General features: G+C 63.5%; 23 protein-coding genes. 6 read left to right on the forward strand and 17 right to left on the reverse strand.

Annotated features, from left to right (window positions below; all coding sequences use genetic code 11):
• The first annotated feature begins 11 nt into the window (after positions 1–11).
• Both DNK59_RS01685 and DNK59_RS01690 read left to right on the forward strand, forming a co-directional pair.
• Positions 12–650: a LysE family translocator gene (locus DNK59_RS01685; protein WP_092310937.1), complete on the forward strand. Its 639-nt coding sequence runs from the start codon at positions 12–14 to the stop codon at positions 648–650.
• 29 nt (positions 651–679) lie between these two features.
• Positions 680–1,189, forward strand: a complete 510-nt coding sequence (locus tag DNK59_RS01690) for a GNAT family N-acetyltransferase (protein ID WP_110722242.1) — start codon at positions 680–682, stop codon at positions 1,187–1,189.
• 45 nt (positions 1,190–1,234) lie between these two features.
• On the opposite strand, the gene metR is transcribed toward DNK59_RS01690, so the two are convergent.
• Entirely contained in the window at positions 1,235–2,152 is a 918-nt protein-coding gene (gene metR / locus DNK59_RS01695; RefSeq protein ID WP_092317061.1) for a transcriptional regulator MetR, read from the reverse strand.
• 108 nt (positions 2,153–2,260) lie between these two features.
• Here metR and metE point away from each other — a divergent pair, with 108 nt between their 5' ends.
• On the forward strand, positions 2,261–4,570 hold the full coding sequence (gene metE / locus DNK59_RS01700; RefSeq protein WP_110722082.1) for a 5-methyltetrahydropteroyltriglutamate--homocysteine S-methyltransferase: 2,310 nt from the start codon (positions 2,261–2,263) through the stop codon (positions 4,568–4,570).
• A gap of 179 nt (positions 4,571–4,749) precedes the next feature.
• Entirely contained in the window at positions 4,750–5,784 is a 1,035-nt protein-coding gene (locus DNK59_RS01705) for an alpha/beta fold hydrolase (protein ID WP_110722083.1), read from the forward strand.
• 98 nt (positions 5,785–5,882) lie between these two features.
• Here the strand turns inward: DNK59_RS01705 and DNK59_RS01710 are convergent, their stop codons facing one another.
• From DNK59_RS01710 to DNK59_RS01735, 6 genes are read right to left on the reverse strand one after another with little or no spacing between them, the layout of a single operon-like run.
• Positions 5,883–7,280: a sigma-54 dependent transcriptional regulator gene (locus DNK59_RS01710; protein WP_110722084.1), complete on the reverse strand. Its 1,398-nt coding sequence runs from the start codon at positions 7,278–7,280 to the stop codon at positions 5,883–5,885.
• Positions 7,270–9,042: an ATP-binding protein gene (locus DNK59_RS01715; RefSeq protein ID WP_092310947.1), complete on the reverse strand. Its 1,773-nt coding sequence runs from the start codon at positions 9,040–9,042 to the stop codon at positions 7,270–7,272. The genes DNK59_RS01710 and DNK59_RS01715 overlap by 11 nt, the downstream gene beginning before the upstream one ends.
• Positions 9,039–10,166, reverse strand: a complete 1,128-nt coding sequence (locus tag DNK59_RS01720; protein ID WP_092310950.1) for a GNAT family N-acetyltransferase — start codon at positions 10,164–10,166, stop codon at positions 9,039–9,041. The genes DNK59_RS01715 and DNK59_RS01720 overlap by 4 nt, the downstream gene beginning before the upstream one ends.
• Before the next feature lie 14 nt (positions 10,167–10,180).
• Positions 10,181–11,047 carry a carboxylesterase gene (locus DNK59_RS01725; RefSeq protein ID WP_092310953.1) on the reverse strand — a complete coding sequence of 289 codons (867 nt, stop codon included), beginning with the start codon at positions 11,045–11,047 and terminating at the stop codon, positions 10,181–10,183.
• The gene (locus tag DNK59_RS01730) at positions 11,044–12,438 is read right to left on the reverse strand and encodes an aspartate aminotransferase family protein (RefSeq protein ID WP_110722085.1); all 1,395 of its coding nucleotides are present in this window, start codon (positions 12,436–12,438) and stop codon (positions 11,044–11,046) included. Before DNK59_RS01730 ends, DNK59_RS01725 begins: the two co-directional genes overlap by 4 nt.
• Positions 12,431–13,126 carry an HAD-IB family phosphatase gene (locus DNK59_RS01735; protein WP_011063137.1) on the reverse strand — a complete coding sequence of 232 codons (696 nt, stop codon included), beginning with the start codon at positions 13,124–13,126 and terminating at the stop codon, positions 12,431–12,433. Before DNK59_RS01735 ends, DNK59_RS01730 begins: the two co-directional genes overlap by 8 nt.
• Before the next feature lie 229 nt (positions 13,127–13,355).
• Here DNK59_RS01735 and DNK59_RS01740 point away from each other — a divergent pair, with 229 nt between their 5' ends.
• Both DNK59_RS01740 and DNK59_RS01745 read left to right on the forward strand, forming a co-directional pair.
• Positions 13,356–14,126, forward strand: coding sequence for a MipA/OmpV family protein (locus DNK59_RS01740; protein ID WP_110722086.1), 771 nt, complete (start codon positions 13,356–13,358; stop codon positions 14,124–14,126).
• A gap of 103 nt (positions 14,127–14,229) precedes the next feature.
• A complete protein-coding gene (locus DNK59_RS01745; protein ID WP_110722087.1) occupies positions 14,230–15,096 on the forward strand; it encodes a fatty acid desaturase in 867 nt (288 codons plus the stop codon).
• 78 nt (positions 15,097–15,174) lie between these two features.
• On the opposite strand, the gene DNK59_RS01750 is transcribed toward DNK59_RS01745, so the two are convergent.
• The 10 genes from DNK59_RS01750 to DNK59_RS01795 all read right to left on the reverse strand — a co-directional run bounded on the left by DNK59_RS01750 (position 15,175) and on the right by DNK59_RS01795 (position 24,078).
• Complete coding sequence (locus DNK59_RS01750) at positions 15,175–15,576, reverse strand: EamA family transporter (protein ID WP_047288912.1); 402 nt, start codon at positions 15,574–15,576, stop codon at positions 15,175–15,177.
• Between the two features lie 31 nt (positions 15,577–15,607).
• Entirely contained in the window at positions 15,608–15,982 is a 375-nt protein-coding gene (locus DNK59_RS01755) for a transporter (RefSeq protein WP_110722088.1), read from the reverse strand.
• Positions 15,979–16,899 (reverse strand): arginase, encoded by a 921-nt coding sequence (locus tag DNK59_RS01760; protein ID WP_110722089.1) that lies wholly within the window; start codon positions 16,897–16,899, stop codon positions 15,979–15,981. Before DNK59_RS01760 ends, DNK59_RS01755 begins: the two co-directional genes overlap by 4 nt.
• Before the next feature lie 166 nt (positions 16,900–17,065).
• Positions 17,066–17,395, reverse strand: coding sequence for a GlpM family protein (locus DNK59_RS01765; protein ID WP_169892259.1), 330 nt, complete (start codon positions 17,393–17,395; stop codon positions 17,066–17,068).
• 27 nt (positions 17,396–17,422) lie between these two features.
• The gene (locus tag DNK59_RS01770) at positions 17,423–18,748 is read right to left on the reverse strand and encodes a sigma-54 dependent transcriptional regulator (protein WP_110722090.1); all 1,326 of its coding nucleotides are present in this window, start codon (positions 18,746–18,748) and stop codon (positions 17,423–17,425) included.
• Positions 18,745–20,646: a sensor histidine kinase gene (locus DNK59_RS01775; RefSeq protein WP_110722091.1), complete on the reverse strand. Its 1,902-nt coding sequence runs from the start codon at positions 20,644–20,646 to the stop codon at positions 18,745–18,747. The genes DNK59_RS01770 and DNK59_RS01775 overlap by 4 nt, the downstream gene beginning before the upstream one ends.
• 176 nt (positions 20,647–20,822) lie before the next feature.
• Positions 20,823–21,557, reverse strand: coding sequence for an amino acid ABC transporter ATP-binding protein (locus tag DNK59_RS01780; RefSeq protein ID WP_016964662.1), 735 nt, complete (start codon positions 21,555–21,557; stop codon positions 20,823–20,825).
• Positions 21,554–22,225 (reverse strand): amino acid ABC transporter permease, encoded by a 672-nt coding sequence (locus DNK59_RS01785; protein WP_110722092.1) that lies wholly within the window; start codon positions 22,223–22,225, stop codon positions 21,554–21,556. The genes DNK59_RS01780 and DNK59_RS01785 overlap by 4 nt, the downstream gene beginning before the upstream one ends.
• Positions 22,225–22,971 carry an amino acid ABC transporter permease gene (locus DNK59_RS01790; RefSeq protein WP_092310977.1) on the reverse strand — a complete coding sequence of 249 codons (747 nt, stop codon included), beginning with the start codon at positions 22,969–22,971 and terminating at the stop codon, positions 22,225–22,227. Before DNK59_RS01790 ends, DNK59_RS01785 begins: the two co-directional genes overlap by 1 nt.
• A 192-nt stretch (positions 22,972–23,163) precedes the next feature.
• Positions 23,164–24,078, reverse strand: coding sequence for a glutamate/aspartate ABC transporter substrate-binding protein (locus DNK59_RS01795; protein ID WP_110722093.1), 915 nt, complete (start codon positions 24,076–24,078; stop codon positions 23,164–23,166).
• Positions 24,079–24,344 lie beyond the last annotated feature (266 nt).

The raw sequence follows: 24,344 nt of genomic DNA on the forward strand, positions 1-24,344 counted from the left end.
CAAGGACTGCCATGATTCCACTCCACGACTATCTGATCTTCGCTGCCGCGTCGCTGTTGATGGTGCTGACCCCCGGGCCGAACATGATCTACCTGATATCCCGTTCGATCTGCCAGGGACGCAAGGCCGGCGTCACTTCGCTGTTGGGTGTCGTGGCGGGTTTCTTCGTCCACCTGTTCGCGGCCGCCCTGGGGCTGACCGCGGTGTTCATGGCGGTGCCCCTGGCCTACGAAGTGCTCAAGTGGGCCGGTGCCCTGTACCTGCTGTGGCTGGCCTGGCAGGCGCTCAAGCCGGGCGCCCGTTCGCCGTTCGAAGCCCAGCAGCTGCCGGCGGACTCGCCGCGCAAACTGGTGACCATGGGGTTTCTGACCAGCGCCCTGAACCCCAAGATCGCGATGTTCTACCTGTCGATCTTTCCCCAGTTCATCAACCCCGAGCATGGTTCGGTGTTCGCCCAGAGCCTGATTCTCGGCATGACCCAGATCAGCGTGAGCTTTTCGGTGAACCTGCTGATCGCGCTGTTTGCCGCGGGCATTGCCTCCTGGTTCGCCAACAACCCGACCTGGCTCTCGGTGCAGCGCTACTTCATGGGGTTCGTGCTGGCAGGGCTGGCGGTGCGGTTGATGTTCGAACAACGCCGTACCAACTGACCAGCACGCACTGACGATCCCCCATGAGCCTGCAGATCCAGCAACTGACGCCTGACGATGCCGAGCAATACCGGGCCTTGATGCTCGAAGCCTACGCGCGCCATCCCCAGGCGTTCACCTCCAGTGTCAGGGAGCGCGAGAAACTGCCCCTGGCCTGGTGGGGCGCTCGTCTGGACGGGGAGCTGGACCTGATCCTCGGAGCCTTTGTCCAGGGACGGCTGGCGGGGATCGTCGGCCTGGCCTTCGAGCTGCGGGAAAAGGCCCGGCACAAGGCGACCCTGTTCGGCCTCTACGTCACGGCCGAGCAACGTGGCAGCGGCCTGGGCCGGCAACTGGTACAGCAGCTGCTGGCCGAGGCGGCGCGGTACGAAGGACTGCGTCTGCTGCAACTGACAGTGACGGCGGGCAATGACCCGGCGCTGTCCTTGTACCGGCGCTGCGGCTTTGTCCAGTTCGGTCTGGAACCCCAGGCGGTGCGCGTGGGGGAGGACTATTTCGACAAGATCCATATGTGGCGGGAAGTGCCGGTCGAAGCTTGACCCGGGCCGAGGGGCCCGGACGCCGGTCCGCTGGCGCCCGGCGGATCAGCGTACCGCGCTGACCCCATCCAGGGTCGAGAACGAGGTGTCCTTGGCCGTCAGCAGGAAGTCACGCATGTAGGGCGCGTCCAGCATGTCGGCGCGAACCGCGGCGTACAGCGTGGCGAACAGGCCCTTTTCCCCCAGGCGCTTGGCCTTCACATAGCCCCGTGAACTGTATTCATGCAGGGCCCAGTGGGGCATGCCGCACACGCCACGGCCGCTGGCCACCAATTGCATCATCATCACCGTCAGTTCCGAGGTGCGCACCTGCGCCGGCTCGATGTCCGCCGGTTCCAGGAAGCGGGTGAAGATGTCCAGGCGGTCCCGTTCCACCGGGTAGGTGATCAGGGTTTCGTTCAGCAGGTCTTCGGGAACTATGTAGGGCTTGTTCGCCAGGGCGTGCTGGTTGGCCACGGCGAGCATGGCTTCGTAGGTGAACAGCGGCACATAGGTGATGCCGGTCAACTCCACAGGGTCGGAGGTCACCACCAGATCCAGGTCGCCCCGGGCCAGGGCGGGCAGCGGGGCGAAGGAAAACCCCGAAGCCAGGTCCAGCTCCACTTCCGGCCAGGCATCACGAAACTGGTCGATGGTCGGCATCAGCCACTGGAAGCAGCTGTGGCATTCGATGGCCATGTGCAAGCGGCCGGCGGTGCCACCGGCCAGGCGGGCGATGTCCCGTTCGGCGGCGCGCAGCAGGGGCAGTGTCGCGTCCGCCAATTGCAGCAGGCGCAGGCCGGCGCTGGTGAAACGCACCGGTTTGGTCTTGCGCACGAACAACGGCATGCCCAGGCGCTCTTCCAGCTCCTTGAACTGATGGGACAGGGCGGACTGGGTCAAGTGCAGGCGTTCGGCGGCTTCAACCAGGCTGTCGGCTTCGCGCAGGGCGTGCAGGGTCTTCAGGTGACGGATTTCGAGCACCAGTTTCTCCATGAGTAAATTTTGTGATCAACACGAAAAGGTTGAGTTTGTCTCATGTTGCTTGGGCTGTCGACAATAGCGTCATCTTTTACAAGGAGGCACTTTCCCATGGCCCTGGCCCACACCCTCGGTTTTCCCCGCATCGGCGCTGACCGCGAACTGAAAAAAGCCCTTGAATCCCACTGGAAGGGCGACCTCGATCAGGCGGCCTTGCAGGGGATTGGCCGCGCGCTGCGGGCCCGGCACTGGCAGTTGCAGAAAGACGCCGGCATCGACCTGCTGCCGGTGGGCGATTTCGCCTGGTACGACCAGGTACTCACCCACTCCCTGACCTTCGGCGTGATTCCCGAGCGCTTCGACAACCTTCGCGATGCCCAGGGCCGTCCGACCCTGGACACCCTGTTCGCCATGGCCCGCGGCGCGTCCAGTGGTTGCTGCGACGAGCAGGGGCAGGCGCAGTACGCCCAGGAACTGACCAAGTGGTTCGACACCAACTACCACTATCTGGTCCCCGAATTCAGCGCCGACCAGGCTTTCCAACTGAGCTGGGAGCAGCTGTTCGACGAGGTCGCAGAGGCCCATGCCCTGGGGCATCAGGTCAAGCCGGTGATCATCGGCCCCTTGACCTACCTGTGGCTGGGCAAGGCCAAGGGCAACGCCTTCAACAAGCTCGACCTGCTGGAGCGCCTGCTGCCGCTGTACGGCGAGATCCTCAACCGACTCAAGGCCCAGGGCGTGGAATGGGTGCAGATCGACGAGCCGATCCTGACCCTCGACCTGCCCCAGGAATGGAAGAGTGCCTTCGAGCGGGCTTACCACATCCTTCAGTACTCGCCCTTGAAAAAGCTGGTGGCCACCTACTTCAGCGGCTTGGAAGACAACCTTGGCCTGGCGGTGGGCCTGCCGGTGGACGGCTTGCACATCGACGCGGTGCGTGCCCCGGAACAACTCGGCCAGGTCCTGGACCGGCTGCCGACCTACAAGATTCTTTCGGTGGGGCTGGTCAACGGGCGCAACGTCTGGCGCTGCGAACTGGAACAGGCCCTGCAACAGTTGCAGGTGGCCCAGGAGCGTTTTGGCGACAACCTCTGGGTCAGCAGTTCCTGCTCCCTGCTGCATAGCCCGGTGGACCTGTCCCGGGAAGATCAGCTGGATGCGGAACTGAAAAGCTGGCTGGCCTTCGCCGTGCAGAAATGTGGCGAAATCTCGGTCTTGCGTGACGCCCTGAACGATCCCCAGGCCCCGGCGGTGCAGGCGGCCCTGGCGCAAAGCCGGGCGGTCCAGGCCAGCCGCGCCCGCTCACCACGGATTCACAAGCCCCAGGTCCAGGCGCGGGTCGAGGCCATCGGCGCCGCCGACAGCCAGCGTCGCTCGCCCTTCGCCCGACGCATCGAGCAGCAGCGGGCGCGCCTGCAACTGCCGGCCTTTCCCACCACCACCATCGGCTCGTTCCCGCAGACCTCATCGATCCGCCTGGCGCGCCAGGCCTACAAGCAAGGCAAGCTGTCGCTCAATGACTACACCGACGCCATGCACCGTGAGATCCGTCACGCGGTGGAAATTCAGGAGCGCCTGGGCCTGGACGTGCTGGTTCACGGCGAAGCCGAGCGCAACGACATGGTGGAGTACTTTGCCGAACAACTGGACGGTTACCTGTTCACCCGCTTCGGCTGGGTCCAGAGCTACGGTTCACGCTGCGTCAAGCCGGCGATCATCTATGGCGACCTGAGTCGGCCCCAGGCCATGACCGTGGACTGGATCCAGTACGCCCAGAGCCTCACCGACAAGGTCATGAAAGGCATGCTCACGGGGCCTGTGACCATGCTCATGTGGTCCTTCCCCCGGGAGGACGTGCCACGCAAGGTCCAGGCCCAGCAGTTGGCCCTGGCCCTGCGCGATGAAGTGCAGGACCTGGAGCAGGCCGGGATCAAGATCGTGCAGATCGACGAGGCGGCGTTCCGCGAAGGCCTGCCCCTGCGCCGGGCGCAATGGCAGGAGTACCTGGATTGGGCGGTGCAGGCCTTCCGCCTGAGCGCCTCTGGAGTGAAGGACGAAACCCAGATCCATACCCACATGTGCTACAGCGAGTTCAACGACGTGATCGACGCCATCGCCGCCATGGATGCCGACGTGATCACCATCGAGACTTCCCGCTCGGACATGGAGTTGCTGCAAGCCTTCGAGGCCTTCGATTATCCCAACGACATCGGCCCTGGGGTGTACGACATCCATTCGCCACGGGTGCCGGATACTGCCGAGATGGTCAAGCTGATCAGCAAGGCCGCCCGGCGCATTCCCGCCGAGCGCCTGTGGGTCAACCCCGACTGTGGCCTGAAGACCCGCGCCTGGCCGGAAACCGAAGCGGCCCTGGTGAATATGGTGGCCGCCGCCCGGCAGTTGCGCAGCCAACTGGCCTGAGCCCCTGGCCGGCGAAGGCGATCATCGCTCTGCGTCGGCCAGGCAAGCGCCGTCCGACCGTCTCCCCAGCGATGACCGCTGGGCAATCTTCATCAAACTGTCACGCAACTGTGGCAGCGCGAATCATCGAAGTTCATCAGACTCGCGCTCCACTGGGGTTCTGCGTTTCGGTGTTTTCCATGCGGGCAAGATTGTTTTCCACTGTCATCCTGCTGGCCGGGCTATTGCTCGGCCAGCTGTCCTTTGCGGCCGCGCGCTGCGATGTCAACGTACCCACGCAACGGGTCGACCTGCCACAGGTGAGCCTGGCCTATCAGAGCATTGGCCGTACTTCCGATCCGGCGTTGTTGCTGGTCATGGGCCTGGGCGGGCAATTGATCCACTGGCCGGACGAGGTGGTCATGGCCTTGTGTCAGCAGGGCTTTCGGGTGATTCGCTATGACAATCGCGACGTCGGCCTGTCCACCTGGCGGCAGGTGCCGGACAGCGCCAACCTGACCTTCGAGGTGCTGCGCTACAAGCTGGGCCTGCCGGTGTCGGCGCCCTACACCCTGACCGACATGGCCGACGATGCCCTGGGGCTGATGAATGCCCTGCACGTCGAGCAGTTCCATGTGCTGGGGGCGAGCATGGGCGGAATGATTGCCCAGCACTTGGCGGCCATGGCGCCACAGCGGGTCGAGAGCCTGACCCTGATCATGACCAGCTCCGGCGCCGAAGGTTTGCCGGCACCCAACGCGGCCCTGGTGCAGTTACTGTCCCGGCGCAATGCGCCGAATCGCGAAGTGGCCCTGGAGCAACAGGCCGACCTGTTGGCGGCGCTGGGCAGCCCCAAGGTCGCGGATGATCGTCGGGTCCTGCTGCATCAGGCGGCCCAGGCCTATGACCGGGCGTTCAACCCGCAAGGGGTTCAGCGCCAGATCATGGCGATCCTCGCCGAACCGAGCCGGGTGGCGCTGCTCAAGCAACTGCGGGTGCCGACCCTGGTGGTGCACGGCACCGCCGATCCGCTGTTGCCGGTGATGCACGGGGTGCACCTGGCGGCGCAGATCCAGGGCAGCCAGTTGAAACTGATCCCGGGCCTGGCCCATCGCTTCCAGGAAGCCTTCAAGGCACCCTTGCTGGCGGCGGTGCTGCCGTACCTGCAAAGCCATCGCGAAGACACTTCCCACTGGGCGCAGATCGAACCCGTGGACAATAGCAATGTGCTTTAGGCGAGCCGAGCGCTGGCGTGAGGCTGTTCGCTGGCAAGCCAGCTCCTACGGGCTGGTTTTTCTTGCCGCTTGAAGCTTGCCGCTGACAGCTGTTCGCGTCAGCGAACAATCTTGTCCACCTGAATGCCGAGTTTTTTCAGGCGATACCAGAAGCTGCGCTCGGAGATGCCGATCATCTGCGCCGCCGCCGCCTGGACGCCGTTGCTCTGTTGAAGGGCCGCGAGGATGTAGCTGCGTTCCACCTCCGCCAGGGCTGCGTCCAGGTCGCTGGGCACAGGCGCACTGACGCTGGGAAGGGGGCTGCCTTCGACTCCCGCAGGCTGGGTGTCGAACAGATAGCCCGGCAGGTCGCTCTCTTCGATGACCGAGGCGCGCGCGACGATGGTGGCGCGCTCCACGCAGTTCTGCAGTTCGCGAATGTTGCCCGGCCAGTTGTAGCTGGCCATGGCCTGCAGCGCCTGCGGGCTGAAGCCGGTGATGCGCTTGCCCGCGGCGGCGCCCAGGCTGTGGGCGAAGTGGCGGGCCAGCGGAGCGATGTCTTCGACCCGTTCGCGCAGCGCCGGCAGGGGAATGGGAAACACATTGAGGCGGTAGTACAGGTCTTCGCGGAATTCCTTGTTGGCCACCGCCTCCAGCAGGTTCTTGTTGGTCGCGGCAATCACCCGCACGTCGACCTTGCGCTCCCGGGGATCGCCCACCGGCTCGATCACCCGCTCCTGCAGGGCGCGCAGGATCTTGGCCTGCAGGGCCAGGGGCATGTCGCCCACTTCATCGAGGAACAGGGTGCCCTTGTCGGCCTGCTGAAAGCGCCCGATGCGGTCGGCCACGGCACCGGTGAAGGCGCCCTTGCGATGGCCGAACATCTCGCTCTCCAGCAGGCCCTCGGGAATCGCCGCGCAGTTGACCGCGACAAACGGCTTGTCGGCGCGATTGCCATGCTTGTGAATGGCCCTGGCGACCATTTCCTTGCCGGTGCCGCTTTCTCCGGTCAGGAGGATGGTGGCATTGCTGTCGCGCACCGAGTCCACCGCCTGCAGCACCTGGCGAAAGGTCGGGCTGTCGCCCACCAGACTGTCGAACTGCTGGTGTTCGTCGAGTTCGGCGCGCATGCGCTGGTTGTCTTTGAGAATGTCGCGAAACTGCAGGGCCTTGCTGACGGTGATGTCCAGCTCGTCGATATCGAACGGCTTGGCGATGTAGTCGTAGGCGCCGTTGCGCATGGACTGCACGGCGTTCTTTACCGTGCTGTAGGCGGTCATCACGATCACCGGCAGGTTCGGGTAGCGCTGCTTGATTTCACCCAGCAACTGCGGCCCGTCCATGCCCGGCATGCGCCAGTCGCTGATCACCAGGTCGATGTCCTCCTGCTCCAGCACCTTGAGGGCATGCAGGCCGTTGCTGGCGGTGAACACCTGAATGCCGTCCTGGCTCAGGGCCGAGGACAGCAGGTCGCAGAGTTTCGGTTCGTCGTCGACCACCAGCAGGTTATGCGTCATCACTGTCCTCGTCGTCCTCTTCACCGTTGGCCGGAATGTACAGGCTGAAGGTGGCGCCAGCATCTTTTTCGCTGGCGCACTCGATATGGCCGTCATGGCTTTCCATGATCGAGAAGACTTTAGCCAATCCCAGGCCGGTGCCCGAGGCCTTGGTGGTGACGAATGGGGTGAAAATGCGCTCCAGCATGTCCGGCTCGATGCCCTGGCCGGTGTCGCTGACGCTGATGACGGTTTCGTTTTCCTGCTGGGCGATGCCCAGGGTCAGGCGGCCGCCCTCGGGCATGGCGTCGATGGCGTTGAGGATCAGGTTCAGGCAGGCCTGCTTGAGCTGCCGGGCATCGGCGTGGATGGTCGCGCCGGGGGCCTGGTCGTCGATGCGTGCATCGATGTTGTGGGTCGCCAGTTCCGGGGCGCAGAAGCCCAGCAACTCTTCCAGCAAAGGGCGCGCCGGCTGCGTGGCGCGGATCGGCGCGCTGGGCTTGGCGAAGTCGAGGAATTCGGTGATCAGGTCATTGATCCGGCTGACTTCGCTGATCACGTATTCCAGGTGGCGCTTGTCGTTTTCCGGCAGGTTGGCCCGGCGGTGCAGCAGTTGGGTGGCGGTCTTGATGATGCCCAGGGGATTGCGGATCTCGTGGGCCAGGCCCATGGCCACTTCGCCCAGGGCATGCAGGCGGTCCCGGCGACGCAACTGGGATTCCAGGTGCTGCAGTTCGCCGAGGCGTTCGGTCATGTGGTTGAAGGTGCTGCTCAGTTCCGCCAGTTCGTCGCCGCCGATCACCGGCACCCGTTGCCGGTAGTCGCCGGCAATCACCGCCTGGACGCCCTTGGACAGGCCCCGCAGCGGCCGGGTCAAGCGTTGCGACACCAGCCAGCCGACACACAGCGAGGCCGCCGAGCTGAGGAGAAAGATCAGGATGAACAGGTTGCTCTGGTTGACCAGGCCCACCAGGCTGCTGTGGCGCAGCAAGCCGCTGAAAATCACCCCCACCAGGTCGCCGCTGTCATTGAAGATCGGGCGGTACAGGCCGCTGTAGCGGCTGGTGAACTGTTCGGTGGGCTGGCGCGTCGCGCGCAGGATGTCTTCGATCTTGTGCGGCACCCGCGGCGGGTGATCCTCGAAGCGCTGGGTGGCGAAAATCTCGGAGAAGTCATCGGCCTTGGCCAGGTACAGGCGCAGGTCCAGGGAGTGCACATCGGCCACGCTGGTGAGGAAGCTGGCGTCCAGGTAGGTGGCGATCAACAGCTGATAGTCGACGCCGTCCAGCTGGGTCTGGAAGGTCGAAACCACCGCCCCGGTGGCCACCCCGCCAACCTGGATGGTCTGCAGCACGGCATTGGAGGCGGTACTGATCTGCCCCACCACGTCATCGGCGGCGGTGGTGAACATCACCTTGTGGTCGCTCTTGCGGATCAGCGCCACCACGTCGATGCCCATGGAGTCGGCAATGTCGGCGGTGAGCTTGTCGTGCTTGGCCGCATTGCGATCGGTGGGCGGGCGGGTGTAGCGCAGGAACAGCTGGGCGATCCGCGCGTTGTCACGCAGGATCTCGGTGATCTCGTCCTCGACGATCTTGGTCGACTCCTGCAGCCAGATACGCACGTTGCTGTCGAAGATTTCCGACAGCGTGGTGGCCGCCAGCTCAGCCGCGATCATGGTGGGGATCACACTGACCAACCAGAATGCCAGCACCAGCTTGCGCTGCAGGCTCCAGCGGGAGATGGCGAAGGGGCGGGGCGGGCGACGATCTTTTCTGGTCATGTACTTTCGCTTATTGCAGCAGCCATGGCGGGGTCGGAGCGATCCGGGCGGACAAAGCGTTTTATCACTTTGAGCAGGGCATTGAGCAACGGATTGCGGTGGCGGAAAAACAGCATGTTACCGGTGAAGCGGCAACCCAGACGCAGTTTGCTGGCATAGCCCGCCTGGCCGCACTCGTAGAGCGGAATTCGTTGCTGGATGCAGTAGTCGACATTGGCCAGCCAGCTGCGGAAATACAGGTTGTGCTCGCGACTGACATTGAGGTCGTGGGCGAAGAACTTGTCGATCAGCCGATGCTGGTCGATGAGGATCAGGTTGAACGCCACCAACTGCTCGCCGACCCAGTACAGGACGCAGGCGGCGCGATCGCCCAACTGCTCGAGGATCGCCGTGAAGTAGTCCGCCGGCAGGCGTTCGAACTGCAGGTCGCTGCGGTTCAGGGTCGCTTCGTACAGGCGCATGATGTCCGGCAGCACATCGTCGATCTGCCGGCGCCATTCGATGCGCGGTCCCGGCGCCCGGAGTTTGCGGCGCAGGTCCTTGCGGGTGGATTTGCCCAGGGTGCCCAGGTACGCGTCGATCGAGGCGAAGGGCACGGGCAACAACGCGGTGGGCAGGCTGGGCATGGCTTGCAGGCCGGCGGCCAGGCAGCTGTCGGCCCATTGCTGATCGTGGCTGGGGGCATCCTTGACCGCCAACAGGCCGATGCCAAAGCTGTCGGCGTCGCGCCGGGCCAGTTTCAGCAGTTCTTCGAGCAAGGCCTGGCGGCGCTGGGGCGGGACATGGCTGGCGGTGCCGGCATTGCACTGTTCGGCCACCGGCGAGCCGATGGCGTACAGGCGCAGTTGCAGGACACCGGGCCACTGGCGCTCCAGGCGCTCGGTAAAGCGTTTGGCCAGTCCCGAAACGGTGGTGTCGAGCCGGTACTGGGTGGTGAAGGCTGGAGCCACCGCCACCAGGGTCGAGCCCTCGAAGACCGCCAGGTAGCGCCACTGAAAGTCGGCAATGGCGGCTTTTTCCACGGCCAGGTAGTAATCCCAATCCTCCAGGGCCTCTGGAAAACAGTCATTCCAGGCGCTGCGTTCGATGGCCTGTATGGTTGAAAAGGCTCGGGCGGTAATCACGTCTCTTCCTTAAGTCACGCCAGCTGTCGGTAGTCTTCACGTTCGGCGGGCTGGGTCACTCGTTGCTGGATGAAGTCGACGCTCAGCTCGATCACCCGCAGGTACTGCAGGTCAACGGTGATCATGTGATAGCAGTTGTCGAGGAGGATCTTGGTCACCGGGCCGCCGAGCTTGCGCTCCACGTAGTCGGCGTTCCAGGGGCTGGTGATGTCGTCCTCGCTGGAGTGCAGCACCAGGGCCGGGGTCATGATCGAAGGCATGCGTTTCTTGACCACGGCGTTCATCCGATGCAACTCGCGCACCGTCACGCCCTCCATGGTCAGGAGTCCGGCATTGCTGCTTTCGCCGGCTTTCATCTGCTTCTCGACAATGGCCCGCAGCCGTTCGTTCTTGATGCCGTAGGGCGGCTTCTCTTCGAAACGGCAGATGTGCACGCCAAAGGGGATCTTCATCAGCAACGGCGTGAGGAACGCCAGCTTGTTGATGCTCCAGCCGTCGTACTTGAGGGTGGTGGAGTACATCAGCAGGCCGCTGATCCGCCCCGGATGCTCGGAGGCCAGGTACATGGACATCACCGCGCCCATCGACAAGCCGCCGACGAACACCTGCTCGTGACGCTGCTGCACGCCGACAAAGGTCTTGCGCACGCCCTCGTACCAGTCCTGCCAGCCGGTGGCCTGCAGGTCGCTGTTGTCCCCGCAGTGCCCGGGCAGGGTCGGAACGTACACGGTGCACGTTCCGTCCTTGGCCAGGCCCTGGGCCACCCGACGGAGTTCCGTCGGGGTGCCGGTCAGGCCGTGGATCAACAAGACCCCGACCGGACCCGTGCCGAGAACGAAGCCGGCGTCGCCTTCGCCCAGATCGATCTCAGCCTGGCTCATCGCTTCATGGCCCGATCCAGCAGGCGGTCCAGCAGCGCGATGCCCAGATCGATTTCCGCGTAGCTGATTTCCAGCGACGGGGCCAGGGTGATGACGTTCTTGTAGTAGCCGCCCACATCGAGGATCAGGCCCAGGCGCTGGCCGTCGATTTCGATGTCGCCCTTCATGCCTTCCTCGACCATGAAGTCCAGGGTCGCCTTGTCCGGGGTGAAGCCGTCGGTGGTGCAGATTTCGCAGCGCAGGGCCAGGCCCAGGCCGTCGACGTCGCCGATGATCGGGTAGCGTTTCTGCAGGTCCTTGAGGCCTTCGAGGAAGTACTTGCCCTTTTCCATGACCATCGCGCCGTAGTCGATCTCGCTGGTCATCTTGAACATTTCCAGGCCCACGGCGGTGCCCAGTGGGTTGGAGGCGAAGGTGGAGTGAGTCGAACCTGGCGGGAACACGCCCGGGTTGATCAGCTCTTCACGGGCCCAGATGCCGCCCAGCGGGTTGAGGCCGTTGGTCAGCGCCTTGCCGAACACGATCACGTCGGGTTGGACGTCGAAGTGCTCGATCGACCACAGCTTGCCGGTGCGGTAGAAGCCCATCTGGATTTCGTCCACTACCAGCAGGATGCCGTGCTGGTCCAGGACCTGCTTGAGCTCGCTGTAGAAGTTCATCGGCGGGATCACGTAGCCGCCGGTGCCCTGGATCGGCTCGACGTAGAAGGCGGCGTATTCGCTCTGGCCGACTTTCGGGTCCCACACACCGTTGTATTCGGTTTCGAACAGGCGGGCGAACTGCTTCACGCAGTGGCTGCCGTACTCTTCCTTGGTCATGCCTTTAGGGCCGCGGAAGTGGTACGGGAACGGGATGAACTGCGCGCGCTCGCCGAAGTGGCCGTAGCGGCGACGGTAGCGGTAGCTGGAGGTGATCGACGAGGCACCCAGGGTACGACCGTGGTAGCCGCCTTCGAAGGCGAACATCAGGCTCTTGCCGTTGGTGGCGTTACGCACCACTTTCAGCGAGTCCTCGACCGACTGCGAACCGCCGACGTTGAAGTGCACGCGACCATCGAGGCCGAACTTCTTCTTGGCGTCCACGGCGATCATTTCCGACAGCTCGATCTTGCCCTTGTGCAGGTACTGGCTGGCGATCTGCGGCAGGGTGTCGATCTGTTGCTTGAGGGCGTTGTTCAGGCGCGGGTTGGCGTAGCCGAAGTTCACCGCCGAGTACCACATCTGCAGGTCGAGGTAAGCCTGGTCGCTGGTGTCCCAGACATAGGAGCCTTCGCAGCGGCTGAAAATGCGCGGCGGCTCGATGTAGTGAACGGTATCGCCGTAGGAGCAGTACTTGGCTTCTTTTTCCAGAAGGATCTGGTCTTCGGCGGTAGCGATGCGGATATCAGACATGGTGGAAGAGTTCCTGGGTTTCAAGAGAGAAATTGGTCGCGTTGGCGGCGTTGTTCGGCAGCTTGGCCAGCAGCGCCGGCAGTTCGGCGAAGGAGTCGAACCGCGCATGAGGAATCTTGTTGCGTTCGCAGTAGTCGGCCAGGCGGTCCTTGGCGAACACGAAGTCGGCGGTGGAAGCCACGCACATGTCCGACTGACCGTCGCCGATCACCAGCACGCGCTTGCCCCGTGGGGTGGACTTGCACTTGCAATTGCCGGAAGCGGCGCGGCAGGCGTCGCTGGCATAGGGGAAGTCGATGCGCCAGCTGTTGTGGTCGACCTGGCGCAGGCGGTTGGCGAGGATCGGCAGCAGGGTCACGTAGTTGCGTGCCAGGATCCGGGCGATGCCCTGTTCGATGCCGTCGCTGACCACTTCGATGGAAGCGCCCAGGCCGATCACGTGATCGACGAAGTCGGGGAAGTCAGGGTCGATTTCGACGCTGTCGAAGTAGCCCAGCAGTTCGGCGGGCGAAGCCTTGACCAGGGCCAGTTGGCGGCTGAGGCATTCTCGGGAGCCGATGTGACCGTCCAGCCATTCCTGCTCGATACCTTCCCAGCTCGGGTCGGCGAAGCGTTGGAGAACGTTATCGATCACGTCGGCGCGGGAGATGGTCCCGTCGAAGTCACATACGATATGCCAGTGCATCATCTGCTGTTACCTGTTGAATAAGAGCGCTGTTTGCGCTTGCGGCAGGGGTACAGCAGGGACTGTGCCAAGTGGCGAAAACCCAGCAGGGCCGGGGCTCTGGCTGGGTTGGGAGGGGATTTGTAGCTTTCTGGCTACAATTTTTGTAGCTTGCTACAACCAACATCAGTGCTTGCATCCATGGGCCGCTCTGGTGATTGATGCGCGGCTGTTCAGACAAGGAAACTCACTCATGCCTAGGCTTTCTTTCTCCGCCATCCTGGCCGGCCTGCTGTCGCTGGGCGCGGCAATGGGCGCCGCCGCCGACTCCGGCATCACCGGTGAACTGGGACTTGGCCTCGGCTACCAGCCCCACGACCCGACCGGCAGCAGCTACGACACGGTGCCGCTGCCATATATGGATCTGGAGTGGGGCGATGTCAGCCTGAGCACCGATGACGGCCTGACCTGGAGTGCCTTCAAGGGCAATGGCTTGAGTGCCGGTCCCTACGTCAACTACCTGCAGGGGCGCAACTCCGACGGCAAGCTGCGCGGCTTGCGGGACGTGCGCGACATGGCCGATATCGGCGGTTTCATTGAATACGCTCCGGATGACTTCTGGCGGCTGTTCGCCACCCTGGGCCAGGCGGTCGGCGGTGCCGGCGGCCAGGGCGGCCTGCTGGGCAAGCTCGGTGGCGAGATCGGTTATCCCCTGGGCATGGGCATCATTGGCAGCAACGAACTGACCCTGCACTTTGCCGACGACCGTCAGGCCAACACCTTCTATGGCGTCAGCAGCAAAGAGTCTCTGGCCTCTGGTATCGACCGCTACAACGCCGGCGGTGGCCTGCAGAACTTCACCCTGAGCCAGAGTTTCCAGTTCCCCCTGGGGGACAACTGGTCGCTGGTGGCCAGCGCCAGCTGGATCCGTCTGGCCAATTCCGCCGCGGACAGCTCCATCGTTCGCGATCGGGGCGAGGTCAACCAGGGCCAGGTACAGACCGCCATCAGCTACAAGTTCTGAAGCGCGCCAGCGCCGGCCGCGGCCCGGCCTGCGCTGGCCCCGGTGAAAACTGGTCTGGCCTTTGCAAAGGCGGTCATGAATTCAATTTCTCAGGAAGTTCTTCATGGCTCGACCCGCCTACCGTCTGCTTGCCCATTCCCTCTGGGACCTGATCCCGATTGTCATGGCCCTGGCGCATTTCGCTTTTGTCCTGTGGCTGGTGCTGGACTTTCACGCCCTGTCCTGGTGGGGCATTCTCCCGGCGGCGCTGCTGTATGCGGTCAGCCTGTCGTGGAGCATCAATAGCATTTCCCACAATCAGATCCATAACGCCTACTTCACCCCGGGGTGGATGAACCGCGCCTTCGATCTGCTGTTGTCGGTGACCATCGGTTTTTCCCAGACCCTGTACCGCGACATCCACAACCGCCACCACCGTGGCAACTCCGATCGTCCCGATGCCCAGGGCAAGACCGTGGATCCGCTGTCGATCTACCTGCACGGCAAGAATGGCCAGCCGGACAACCCCTGGGCCTACACCTTCCTGAGCTTCTTTCGCGACGATCCCAAGGAGATCTACCAGGAAATGCAGCGCAAGCGGCCTGACGATGCGCGCTGGGTGAAGGTGGAAATCGGCGTCACCGTGGCCTTCTACCTGGCCCTGGCGCTGTATGACTGGCACGCGGTGCTGGTGCTGCTGCCGTTCTGGTACCTGGGACAATCGCTGTCGTCCCTCAATGGCTACTACGAGCACCTGGGGGGCAATCCCGACCTGCCGATTGCCTGGGGCGTGAGTTCCTACAGCCCGCTGTACAACCTGATCTGGATGAACAACGGCTACCACGCCGAGCATCACTACCGGCCGAAGATGCACTGGACCAAGGTCAAGGCCTTCCACCGCGAGATTCGCGAGCAGCAGCGGGCGGCGGGGGTAAAAGTGATTCCGCTGTCCCACGGCCTGGGCTTCCTGCTATCCCACCGCAAAGCCTGACCGCAAGACTGCCTTTCGCCGGCAAGGACGTCACGCCAATCCCCCACCGTAGGAGCTGGCTCGCCAGCGAAGGGGCCCTCAGGCCTCTTCACCCTCCGCCAGCAGGGCAATCCCGCCGATGATCACGAAGACGCCGATCCAGTGCAGCAGGCTGATCTGCTCACCCAGGCCCAGCCACGACCCCAGCAGGACCACCACGAACACCAGGGAGCTCAAGGGGAAGGCCAGGGACAGGCTGCTGCGGCGCAGGATCAGCATCCAAACGAAAAAAGCGCCGATGTAGCAGGCAATTGCCATCAACACGCCGGGATTGACCGCAACCGCTGCCAGCCATTGCAGGTTGAAGTCCATCTGCCCCAACTGGTCGCCGCCGACCTTGGTGGCGATCTGCCCGGCGCTCTCGAAGCCGATCAGCAGGGCCCAGAGCACGATGGTGCCCAGACGCTCGTGCAGCCAGCCGTGGGAGGTGTTCGAACTCATGAAGCGTTTCCTTCTATTCGTTGAATGAGGCTCAGGTACTGGCCACGCACACCAGCATCACCCCGGCGGTGATCACCAGGGTGCCGAGCCAGCGTCGGCGGCTGACGATCTCGCCCAGCACCACCTTGCCCGCCAGTACCACGCCGCAATAGGCCAGGGCCGCCGCCGGGAACAACAGGCTCAGGGGCGCCCGGGACAGGGCTTCGAGCCAGACGAAGAACTCGATGGCGTAGGCGCCGATGCCGCACCACAGCAGGGGCGCGTTGAACACCTGGCCCCAGAAGGCATTCAGGCGAAAGCCGCCTTCCAGCTCCGGCAGGCGGTCGAGGCCGAGCTTGAAACAGAGTTGGCCAATCACGTCCAGGAGGATCGAAAAGGCCACCAGTAGAACAACGGTCAGGGTCACGGGAACAGCTCCTCGAACAGCGTAATCAGGGCTTCATTGGTTACTGAGTTGCGCAGCAGGTCGTCCTGGCTCCAGCGCTCGGCCGGGGGCTGGTCGGACTTGGCTTCCCAGCGTTTGAAGGCGTTGCTGAAGGCCGGCTGGGCGAACTCGCCACAGACGTCGATGCCCAGGATGCGCTTGCGCGCCGCCAGTTCGCGCAGTGCCTGCAGCAGGTGGGTCAGGCGCATGCCGCCCTGGTCCCAGTTGGTGGCGGCGTCTTCGCTGGCCAGCACGTCCTTGTCGATGGTGATCCACACCGCTTCGGTGGGCAGGCTGTCGATCATCTGCGAAAGGAAGCTGGCCCAGTCCAGGTCCGCCAGGTTGCGCCAGTGCAGGTGGTTTTCCTGCTGCTGATGCCCGGCGCCGTCGCCGACCCGGCCCCAGACCTTGGACGGCGCGTGTTGCCAGGGAAACAGCTGCAGTTTGCCGTGCTTCAGGGCGCCGAGGTTGCCGCCGCGCAGTTGCGGGTTGTGCAGGTCTTCGCTGCACGGGCCGAGGGTGATGATGCGCTGGATGTTCGGCAACTGCAGCGCCCGGTTGACCCAGGAGCCGCAGTGCCGGCGCGGGGCGAAGCGTACCCAGTCGGGGTGGTTGTCGAAGTGGATCAGGCTCACCGGCTCTTTGAGGTCGTACAGAAAGGCCGGGGTCAGGTGGTGATAGTCACCGGAGCCGACGAAGAAGATTTCCGGCTGTGGGCCGCTGTGCCGGGGACGTTGGCCCAGGCGCTCGCGAAAATGGCGGTAGGTGCGTTCGGTGGACCAGAGGCGCAGCTTGGGGCCCAGGTCCAGCAGGTCAAGGCGTCGCGCCTGGCCGCTGTTCAGGCGCCGCATGATCGGCTCCTGGGCGGTCAGGCTGTGGTCGAGATCTAAGATATTCAAGGTGTTCTTTACCCATGGCAGCGCCCTCCAGAAACTGCGTGATAACGCGCAAACGCAGGCTGGACGGGCTTTAGCGGGTAAATGCAAGGGTTGGGCCAGGGTGGCCGGCGACAGGCTGCGGCGCCGGCTTCGCGAGCAAGCTCGCTCCTACAGAAAGGGCGGGGCCTCAGGCGTGGAGGCGCACCCAGACGCTGACCAGGATCGTCGCGGCGATCAGCCAGGCCACGGCCGCCACCGCCAGGGAGGCTTCCAGGCGCAGGCGGTCGACCATCACATACAGGGTCGCCAGGTAGACGAAGTAGGGAATGATCGACCACATGCCGAACAGGATGGTGGTCTTCAGGTCGTCGAGCGAGCGGCCCTTGCCGACGATGTAGTGGGCGATCAGGGCAAAGGTCGGGAACAGCGGCACAAGGCCGGCGATGTAGTAGTTCCGGGTCTTGGCCAGGGCCGCCAGAATCACCACCACCGCCGCGCCCAGGGCGGCCTTCAACAATAGATCCATGGATACTCGCGCCTTGGGTTAATGGCTCAGGCCGTATTTCTTGACCTTGTCGAACAGGGTGGTCTTGGCCATGCCCAGCTCCTGGCTGGCCTGGGTCAGGTTGCCGCCGCTGCGCTGCAAGGCATCGTTGAGCAGGTTGCGTTCGAAGGCTTCCACCGCCTCGGCAAAACCCAGGCCCTGGGCCGGGCTGGCGCCGCTCTTCTTGAACGCCGGCAGGCCCAGGGCGAAGCGCTCGGCGACGTTGCGCAGTTCGCGCACGTTGCCCGGCCAGTCGTGGCTCATCAGGCTCGACAGGGTCTGGTTGTCCAGTTCCGGCACAGCCCGGTCGAAACGCAGGGATGACTGCTGCAGGAAGTGTTCGAACAGTTGCAGGATGTCCTCGCGGCGCTCGCGCAGGGGCGGCAGTTCCAGGGTCACCACGTTGAGGCGGTAGTACAGGTCGCTGCGAAAGGCCTTGGCCCGGCTCAGCTCGTCCAGGTCCGACTTGGTGGCGGCGATCACCCGACAATCCACGGCCACGCTCTGGTTCGAACCCAGGCGTTCTAGGGTCCGCTCCTGCAACACCCGCAGCAGCTTGATCTGCAGGTTGATCGGCATGCTTTCCACTTCATCGAGGAACAAGGTGCCCTGGTGGGCGTGCTCGATCTTGCCGATGCGCCGCTTGCCGGCCCCGGTGAAGGCGTTGGCCTCGTGGCCAAAGATTTCACTTTCGAACAGGTTCTCCGGCAAGCCGCCGCAGTTCAGGGCGACGAACTGTTGCGAATGGCGGCGGCTGAAGTCATGCAGGCAGCGGGCGACCAGCTCTTTGCCGGTGCCGGTTTCGCCTTCGATCAGCACGTTGGCCGAGGTATCGGCGACGTTGGCGATCAGCTCCCGCAGGTTCTGCATGGCCGGCGAGCGACCGATGATCCGGCCTTCCAGGGAATTGCGCTCGGCCAGTTGGCGGCGTAGCGAAGTCACTTCCCGGGCCAGGCCCCGTTGTTCCAGGGCACGGCGGGCCACGTCCACCAGGCGCTCGGGGGAGAAGGGTTTTTCCATGAAGTCGTAGGCGCCTTTCTGCATCGCGCCGACGGCCATGGAGATATCGCCGTGGCCGGTGATCAGCACCACCGGCAGGCTGCGATCGCGCTCTTTGAGGCGGCTCAGCAGTTCCAGGCCGTCGATGCCCGGCAGGCGGATGTCACTGACCACGATGCCGGGGAAGTTGTCGCCAACCTGGGCCAGGGCCTCCTCGGCGCTGCCCACGCCAATGCAGGGGATGTCTTCCAGGGCCAGGGCCTGCTGGCAACCCAGCAGGACATGGGGGTCGTCTTCGACGATCAGCACGGTCAGCTCGTTGTTCATATCGACTCGGCTTGAGTGGGGCTTGCCAGTGGCAAGCAGAGGACAAAGGCGGTGCCGCCGCTTGCCGGGTGCTCCACCCCCAGGCTGCCGCCGGTGGCGGCGGCCAGGCTGGCGGACAGGGTCAGGCCCAGGCCCAGGCCCTGCTCGCCGGGTTTGGTGGTGAAGAAGGGTTCGAACAGGTGCTTGCGCGCCTCAAGATCGATGCCGTGGCCGTTGTCGCGCACCCGCAGGCGGTATTTGCCGTCGCCGGGTTCGCCTTCCAGCCACAGTTCCGGCGCCGGCTGCGCCTGCATGGCGTCCAGGGCATTGCCGATCAGGTTGATCAGGATCTGCTCCAGGCGGGTCTGGTCGATCTGCAGGGTCTGTTCACTGAAGTCGCGGTGCAGTTGCAGGGGCAGGGGTTCGATGCGGGCGTTGAGAATCTGCAGGGCGGCGTCCACCGCCTTGTCCAGGCTGGCCTGGCCCAGGTCGTCGCCGCGGCGGGCGAAGGAGCGCAGGCTGGCGGTGATGCGGCCCATGCGGTCGATCAGTTCGTTGATGGTCTTGAGGGTGGCGCTGGCGGGGTCCAGGGCGCCGCGGTCGAGGAAACGCACGGTGTTGCCGGACAGGGGGCGCAGCGCCGCCAGGGGCTGGTTGAGTTCGTGGGCAATGCTGGTGGACATCTGGCCGATGGCCGCCAGCTTGCCGGCCTGGACCAGCTCGTCCTGGGCCCGGCGCAGGGTTTCCTCGGCCTGGCGGCGTTCGCGGATCTGGCCCTTGAGCCGCTCGTTGCTGGCCCGCAGGTCGGCGGTGCGTTCGGCGATCCGCCGTTCCAGCTGGCTGTTGGCTTCCTGCAGGGCTTCACGGGCTGCCAGGCGGGTGGCGATGACCTTGCGTCGCTCGTTCCAGGCGATCAGCAAGAAGGCCACCAGGGCAAACGCCACGGCCACCAAGATGCCCTGGTTGATGGCTTCGCGGCGCAGGTCCTGCAGGGGCGTGAGCAGGGTGAAATTCCACGGCGTGTCGCTCAGGGGACGGGTCTGGGACAGGTAGCTGATGGCCTTGCCGTCGGATTCGAGCTCGGTGTTGGCGGGGAAGGTCAGTTTCTCCACGCCTTCGGCCAGGCGCTCCCGGGCCAGGGGTTCGAGTTCATTGAGTGGAAACCAGTAGTACTGCAGGCTGCGGGCCAGGCGCTCCTTGGTGTCGTCGCTCAAGGGGCGGACCGACTTGAGGCGACGCGCCGGGTCGCTGGAGAGGATGATGATGCCGTTCTCGTCGCTGACGAAGGCCTCCAGACGGGCGCGCTGCCAGCGTTCTTCCAGGGCTTCCAGGCGCACCTTGACCACCGCCACGCCAATGATCTTGCCGTGCTCTTCCAGGCCGTGGGCCAGGTAGTAGCCGGGTTCGCCGTTGGTGCTGCCGATGCCGTAGAAGCGTCCGGGTTGGCCACGCACGGCGTTCTGGAAGTAGGCGCGAAACGACAGGTCCTCACCCAGGTAGCTGTCGACGTCGCGCCAGTTGCTGGTGGCCAGTACCCGGCCGGTGGTGTCCAGGACATAGATGGCCCGGCTGCGACTGCGGCGGTTCAGGCCTTCGAGGTATTGATTGACGGTCTGCCGGTGTTCCGGCGAGGGGTCGTCCAGCAAGCGCGAGACACTGGATTCCAGTTCCAGCAGGCTGGGCAGATAGGTGTATTTGCTGATCTCGCTTTCTACGGCGCGGGCGTGCAGCTCCAGCTGGCGTTCGCCATTTTCGCCGAGGGTGCGGATACCGTTGTGTTCGCTGACCCAGAAGCCGATGTAGCCCAGGCCGATCATCAGCAGGATGACCAGGGGCGGCAGGAACAGCTGGCGGATCAGACGGGGTTTCACGGCAAGTGATGGCGGCGCGGCGCGATAGAGAGTGGGGTCGCATTTCATCACAGATGCCTTGGGTCAACCAGCGTGGCGAGGGAGCTTGCTCCCGCTCGGCTGCGAAGCAGTCGCGGACCGCCCATGCGTGTCTCGGGTAGCACGCATGGGGCGGTTTTGGGGTCGCTGCGCGACCCAGCGGGAGCAAGCTCCCTCGCCACAAGGGTAAGCACAGCGCTAGCGGTTTAGTGCTGCAGGATCTTCTCGAGGAAGTGCTGGGCACGTTCGGAGCGGGCGCTGATGTCGCCGAAGAATTCCTCTTTCTGGCAGTCTTCGATGATCTGGCCCTTGTCCATGAAGATCACGCGGTTGGCCACTTTGCGGGCAAAGCCCATTTCGTGGGTCACGCACATCATGGTCATGCCTTCCTGGGCCAGTTGCACCATGACGTCCAGTACTTCATTGACCATTTCCGGGTCCAGGGCCGAGGTCGGCTCGTCGAACAGCATGACGATCGGATCCATGGCCAGGGCGCGGGCGATGGCCACGCGCTGTTGCTGGCCGCCGGACAGCTGGCCCGGGTGCTTGTGGGCATGGGCGGCGAGGCCGACGCGGTCCAGCAGTTGCAGGCCTTTCTTGGTGGCCTCTTCCTTGCTGCGACCCAGGACCTTGATCTGCGCGATGGTCAGGTTTTCGGTGATGGTCAGGTGCGGGAACAGTTCGAAGTGCTGGAACACCATGCCCACCCGAGAACGCAGCTTCGGCAGGTTGGTCTTCGGGTCGGCGATGGAGGTGCCGTCCACCACGATGTCGCCCTTTTGGAAGGGTTCCAGGGCATTGACGCACTTGATCAGGGTCGACTTGCCCGAGCCGGACGGCCCGCAGACCACCACCACTTCACCCTTCTTGACCTCGGTGCTGCAATCGGTCAGCACCTGGAAGTCCCCATACCACTTGTTGATGTTCTTGATAGAGATCATACGGCGAACCTTTTTTGCAGACGCTTGACCAGCAGCGAGGCGGCAAAGCTGATTGTGAAATAGACCAGACCGGCAACGATCAGGAATTCATTGGAGCGGCCGATGATGTCGCCGCTGGAACGCGAGGCGTTGAGGAAGTCCACCAGGCCCACGGTGTACACCAGGGAGGTGTCCTGGAACAGGATGATGCTCTGCTGCAGCAGCAAAGGGGTCATCTTGCGGAACGCCTGGGGCAGGATGATCAGGCGCATGGTCTGGCCATAGCTCATGCCCAGTGCCTGGGCGGCGCCCATCTGGCCCTTGGGAATGGACTGCACGCCGGCGCGGACGATTTCGCAGAAGTACGCCGCTTCGAACATCATGAAGGCCACGATGCACGAGGTGAATGCGCCGATCGGGGTGTCTTCGCCAGTGATCCAGCGCAGCACGAAAGGCACTGCCAGGTAGAACCAGGTGATCACCAGCAGCAGCGGGATCGAGCGGAAGTAGTTGACGTAGGCGCCTGCCAGGTTCGACAGCAGCTTGTTGTGGGACAAGCGCATCAGGGCCAGCAAGGTGCCGAGGATGATCCCGCCGACCACGCCCATGACCATCAGCTTGAGGGTCATCAGCATGCCGTTCCACAGACCGGGAATGGCCGGGACGATGCCCGAGAAGTCGAATTCCATTATTTACCTCCCACGGAGATCAGGCCGGGGACCGAAACTTTCTTCTCCACCAGGCGCATCAGCAGCATCAGGCTCATGTTCAGGGTGAAGTAGATCAAGGTAGCCAGGGTGAAGGCTTCGAACAGGTTGGCCGAGAACTCGGCGGTCTGCTTGGTCTGGGCCAGCAGTTCCATCAGGCCGATCAGGGACGCCACGGAGGAGTTCTTGAAGACGTTGAGGAATTCCGAGGTGAGCGGCGGAATGATGATCCGGTAGGCCTGGGGCAGCAGCACGTTCCAGTAGATCTGCGGCAGCGAGAAGCCCATGGCGCGAGCGGCGGACTCCTGGCCGCGGGGCAGCGCCTGGATGCCGGTACGGACCTGTTCGCAGACCCGGGCGGCGGTGAACAGGCCCAGGCACACGACAACGCTCAGGTAGGCCGAGGTGGTCGGGTTGAGGTCCTGCTTGTACCACTCCTGAAGGTTGGCCGGCAGCAGATCGGGCACCAGGAAGTACCAGATGAACAGCTGCACCAGCAGCGGCACGTTACGGAAGATCTCCACGTAGACGGTGGCGATGCCCGACACCAGGCGATTTGGCACGGTGCGCATGACGCCCAGGATCGACCCCAGCAGCAGCGCGATGATCCAGGCCACCACGGCGATGGCGATGGTCCAGCCCAGGCCGCTGATGAACCAGTCGAGATAGGTCTCACTGCCCACGCCGGTGGACTTGAAGAACACGCCCCAGTCCCAGTTGTAATTCATTAGGGTTACCCCTCAGATCGTTCGATGTACAAGCACCCGCCTGGGGACGTCCGTTCCCACCCGGCCAGGACGGCCAGGCACACGCGATCGGCTCGACAACCACCGGTTCGAGTGTTTCCAAAAAAATGCCAGCAGGTAGTGACAGACTCCCGAAGGGGCGGCGCCCCTTCGGGAGATAAGGTTAGTCAGGAATCAGGACTTTTTATCGTCAGCCGCTTTGTCGGTCGGGTTGGCGATCAGGGCCTTGAGCTCGTCGCTCATCGGGAACATCAGGTTCAGGCCTTTTGGTGGGATCGGCGATTGGAACCATTTGTCGTAGATCTTGTTGATCTCGCCCGATTTGTAGGTGGCGACGATGGCGTCATCCACGGCTTTCTTGAACGGGGCATCGCCCTTGCGCACCATGCAGCCGTAGATTTCGTAGGACTGTGGAGTACCGGTCACGGCCCAGTCGGCAGGCTTCTTGGCCTTGGCCATCTCACCGGCCAGCAACGCGTCGTCCATCATGAAGGCAACGGCGCGGCCCGATTCCAGCATCTGGAACGACTCACCGTGGTCCTTGGCGGAGATCACGTTCATGCCCATCTGCTTGTCGGCGTTCATGGCCTTGAGAATGCGCTCGGAAGTGGTACCGGCGGTGGTCACCACGTTCTTGCCTTTCAGGTCAGGGAAGTCCTTGTAGGTCGAGTCCTTTTTGGACAGCAGACGGGTACCGATTTCAAAGATGCCGACCGAGAAGTCGACCTGTTGCTGGCGCTCGACGTTGTTGGTGGTGGAGCCGCACTCGACGTCCACGGTGCCGTTCTGCACCAGCGGGATACGGGTCTGGGAGGTCACCAGGTTGTACTTGACCTTCAGGTCAGGCATGTCGAGGTCTTTCTTGATCGCTTCGACGATTTTCAGCTGGATGTCGTGGGAGTAGCCCACTGGCACGCCGGAAGCGTCAGCGATGTAGGAAAACGGGATGGAAGCGTCGCGATGTCCGAGGGTGATGGTGCCGGATTCTTTGATTTTCTTCAGTGTGCCGGTGAGCTCGGCAGCGAAAACTGGAGTGCTAATCAGAGCGGCAGCGATAGCTGCGCCCAACAGATGGGGAACGATGCGCATCAATATTTCCTCGACATTTGTTTTTTTTATGAAGCCAGTTCGACGGCTCTTATATACAGCGAATGCCTTGACGGCTCCTGAAGTGTTGGCGCGACAGGCATTCGTCGCACAGTGTAGAGCATGAGTCGTGCCAGACCCATTGATCATGATCAAGTCTTTGATTTACAAGGATATTAAATATTTTTCTGGTATAAATTTCCGCGCTTCCATCCGGTTATCCGAATCCCTTTCGGCTGGCCATTCGGAAAACCGAACGCGGTACTCTG

Origin of the sequence: Pseudomonas sp. TKO26, from assembly GCF_003225665.1 — a bacterium.
Lineage (GTDB): Bacteria > Pseudomonadota > Gammaproteobacteria > Pseudomonadales > Pseudomonadaceae > Aquipseudomonas > Aquipseudomonas saponiphila.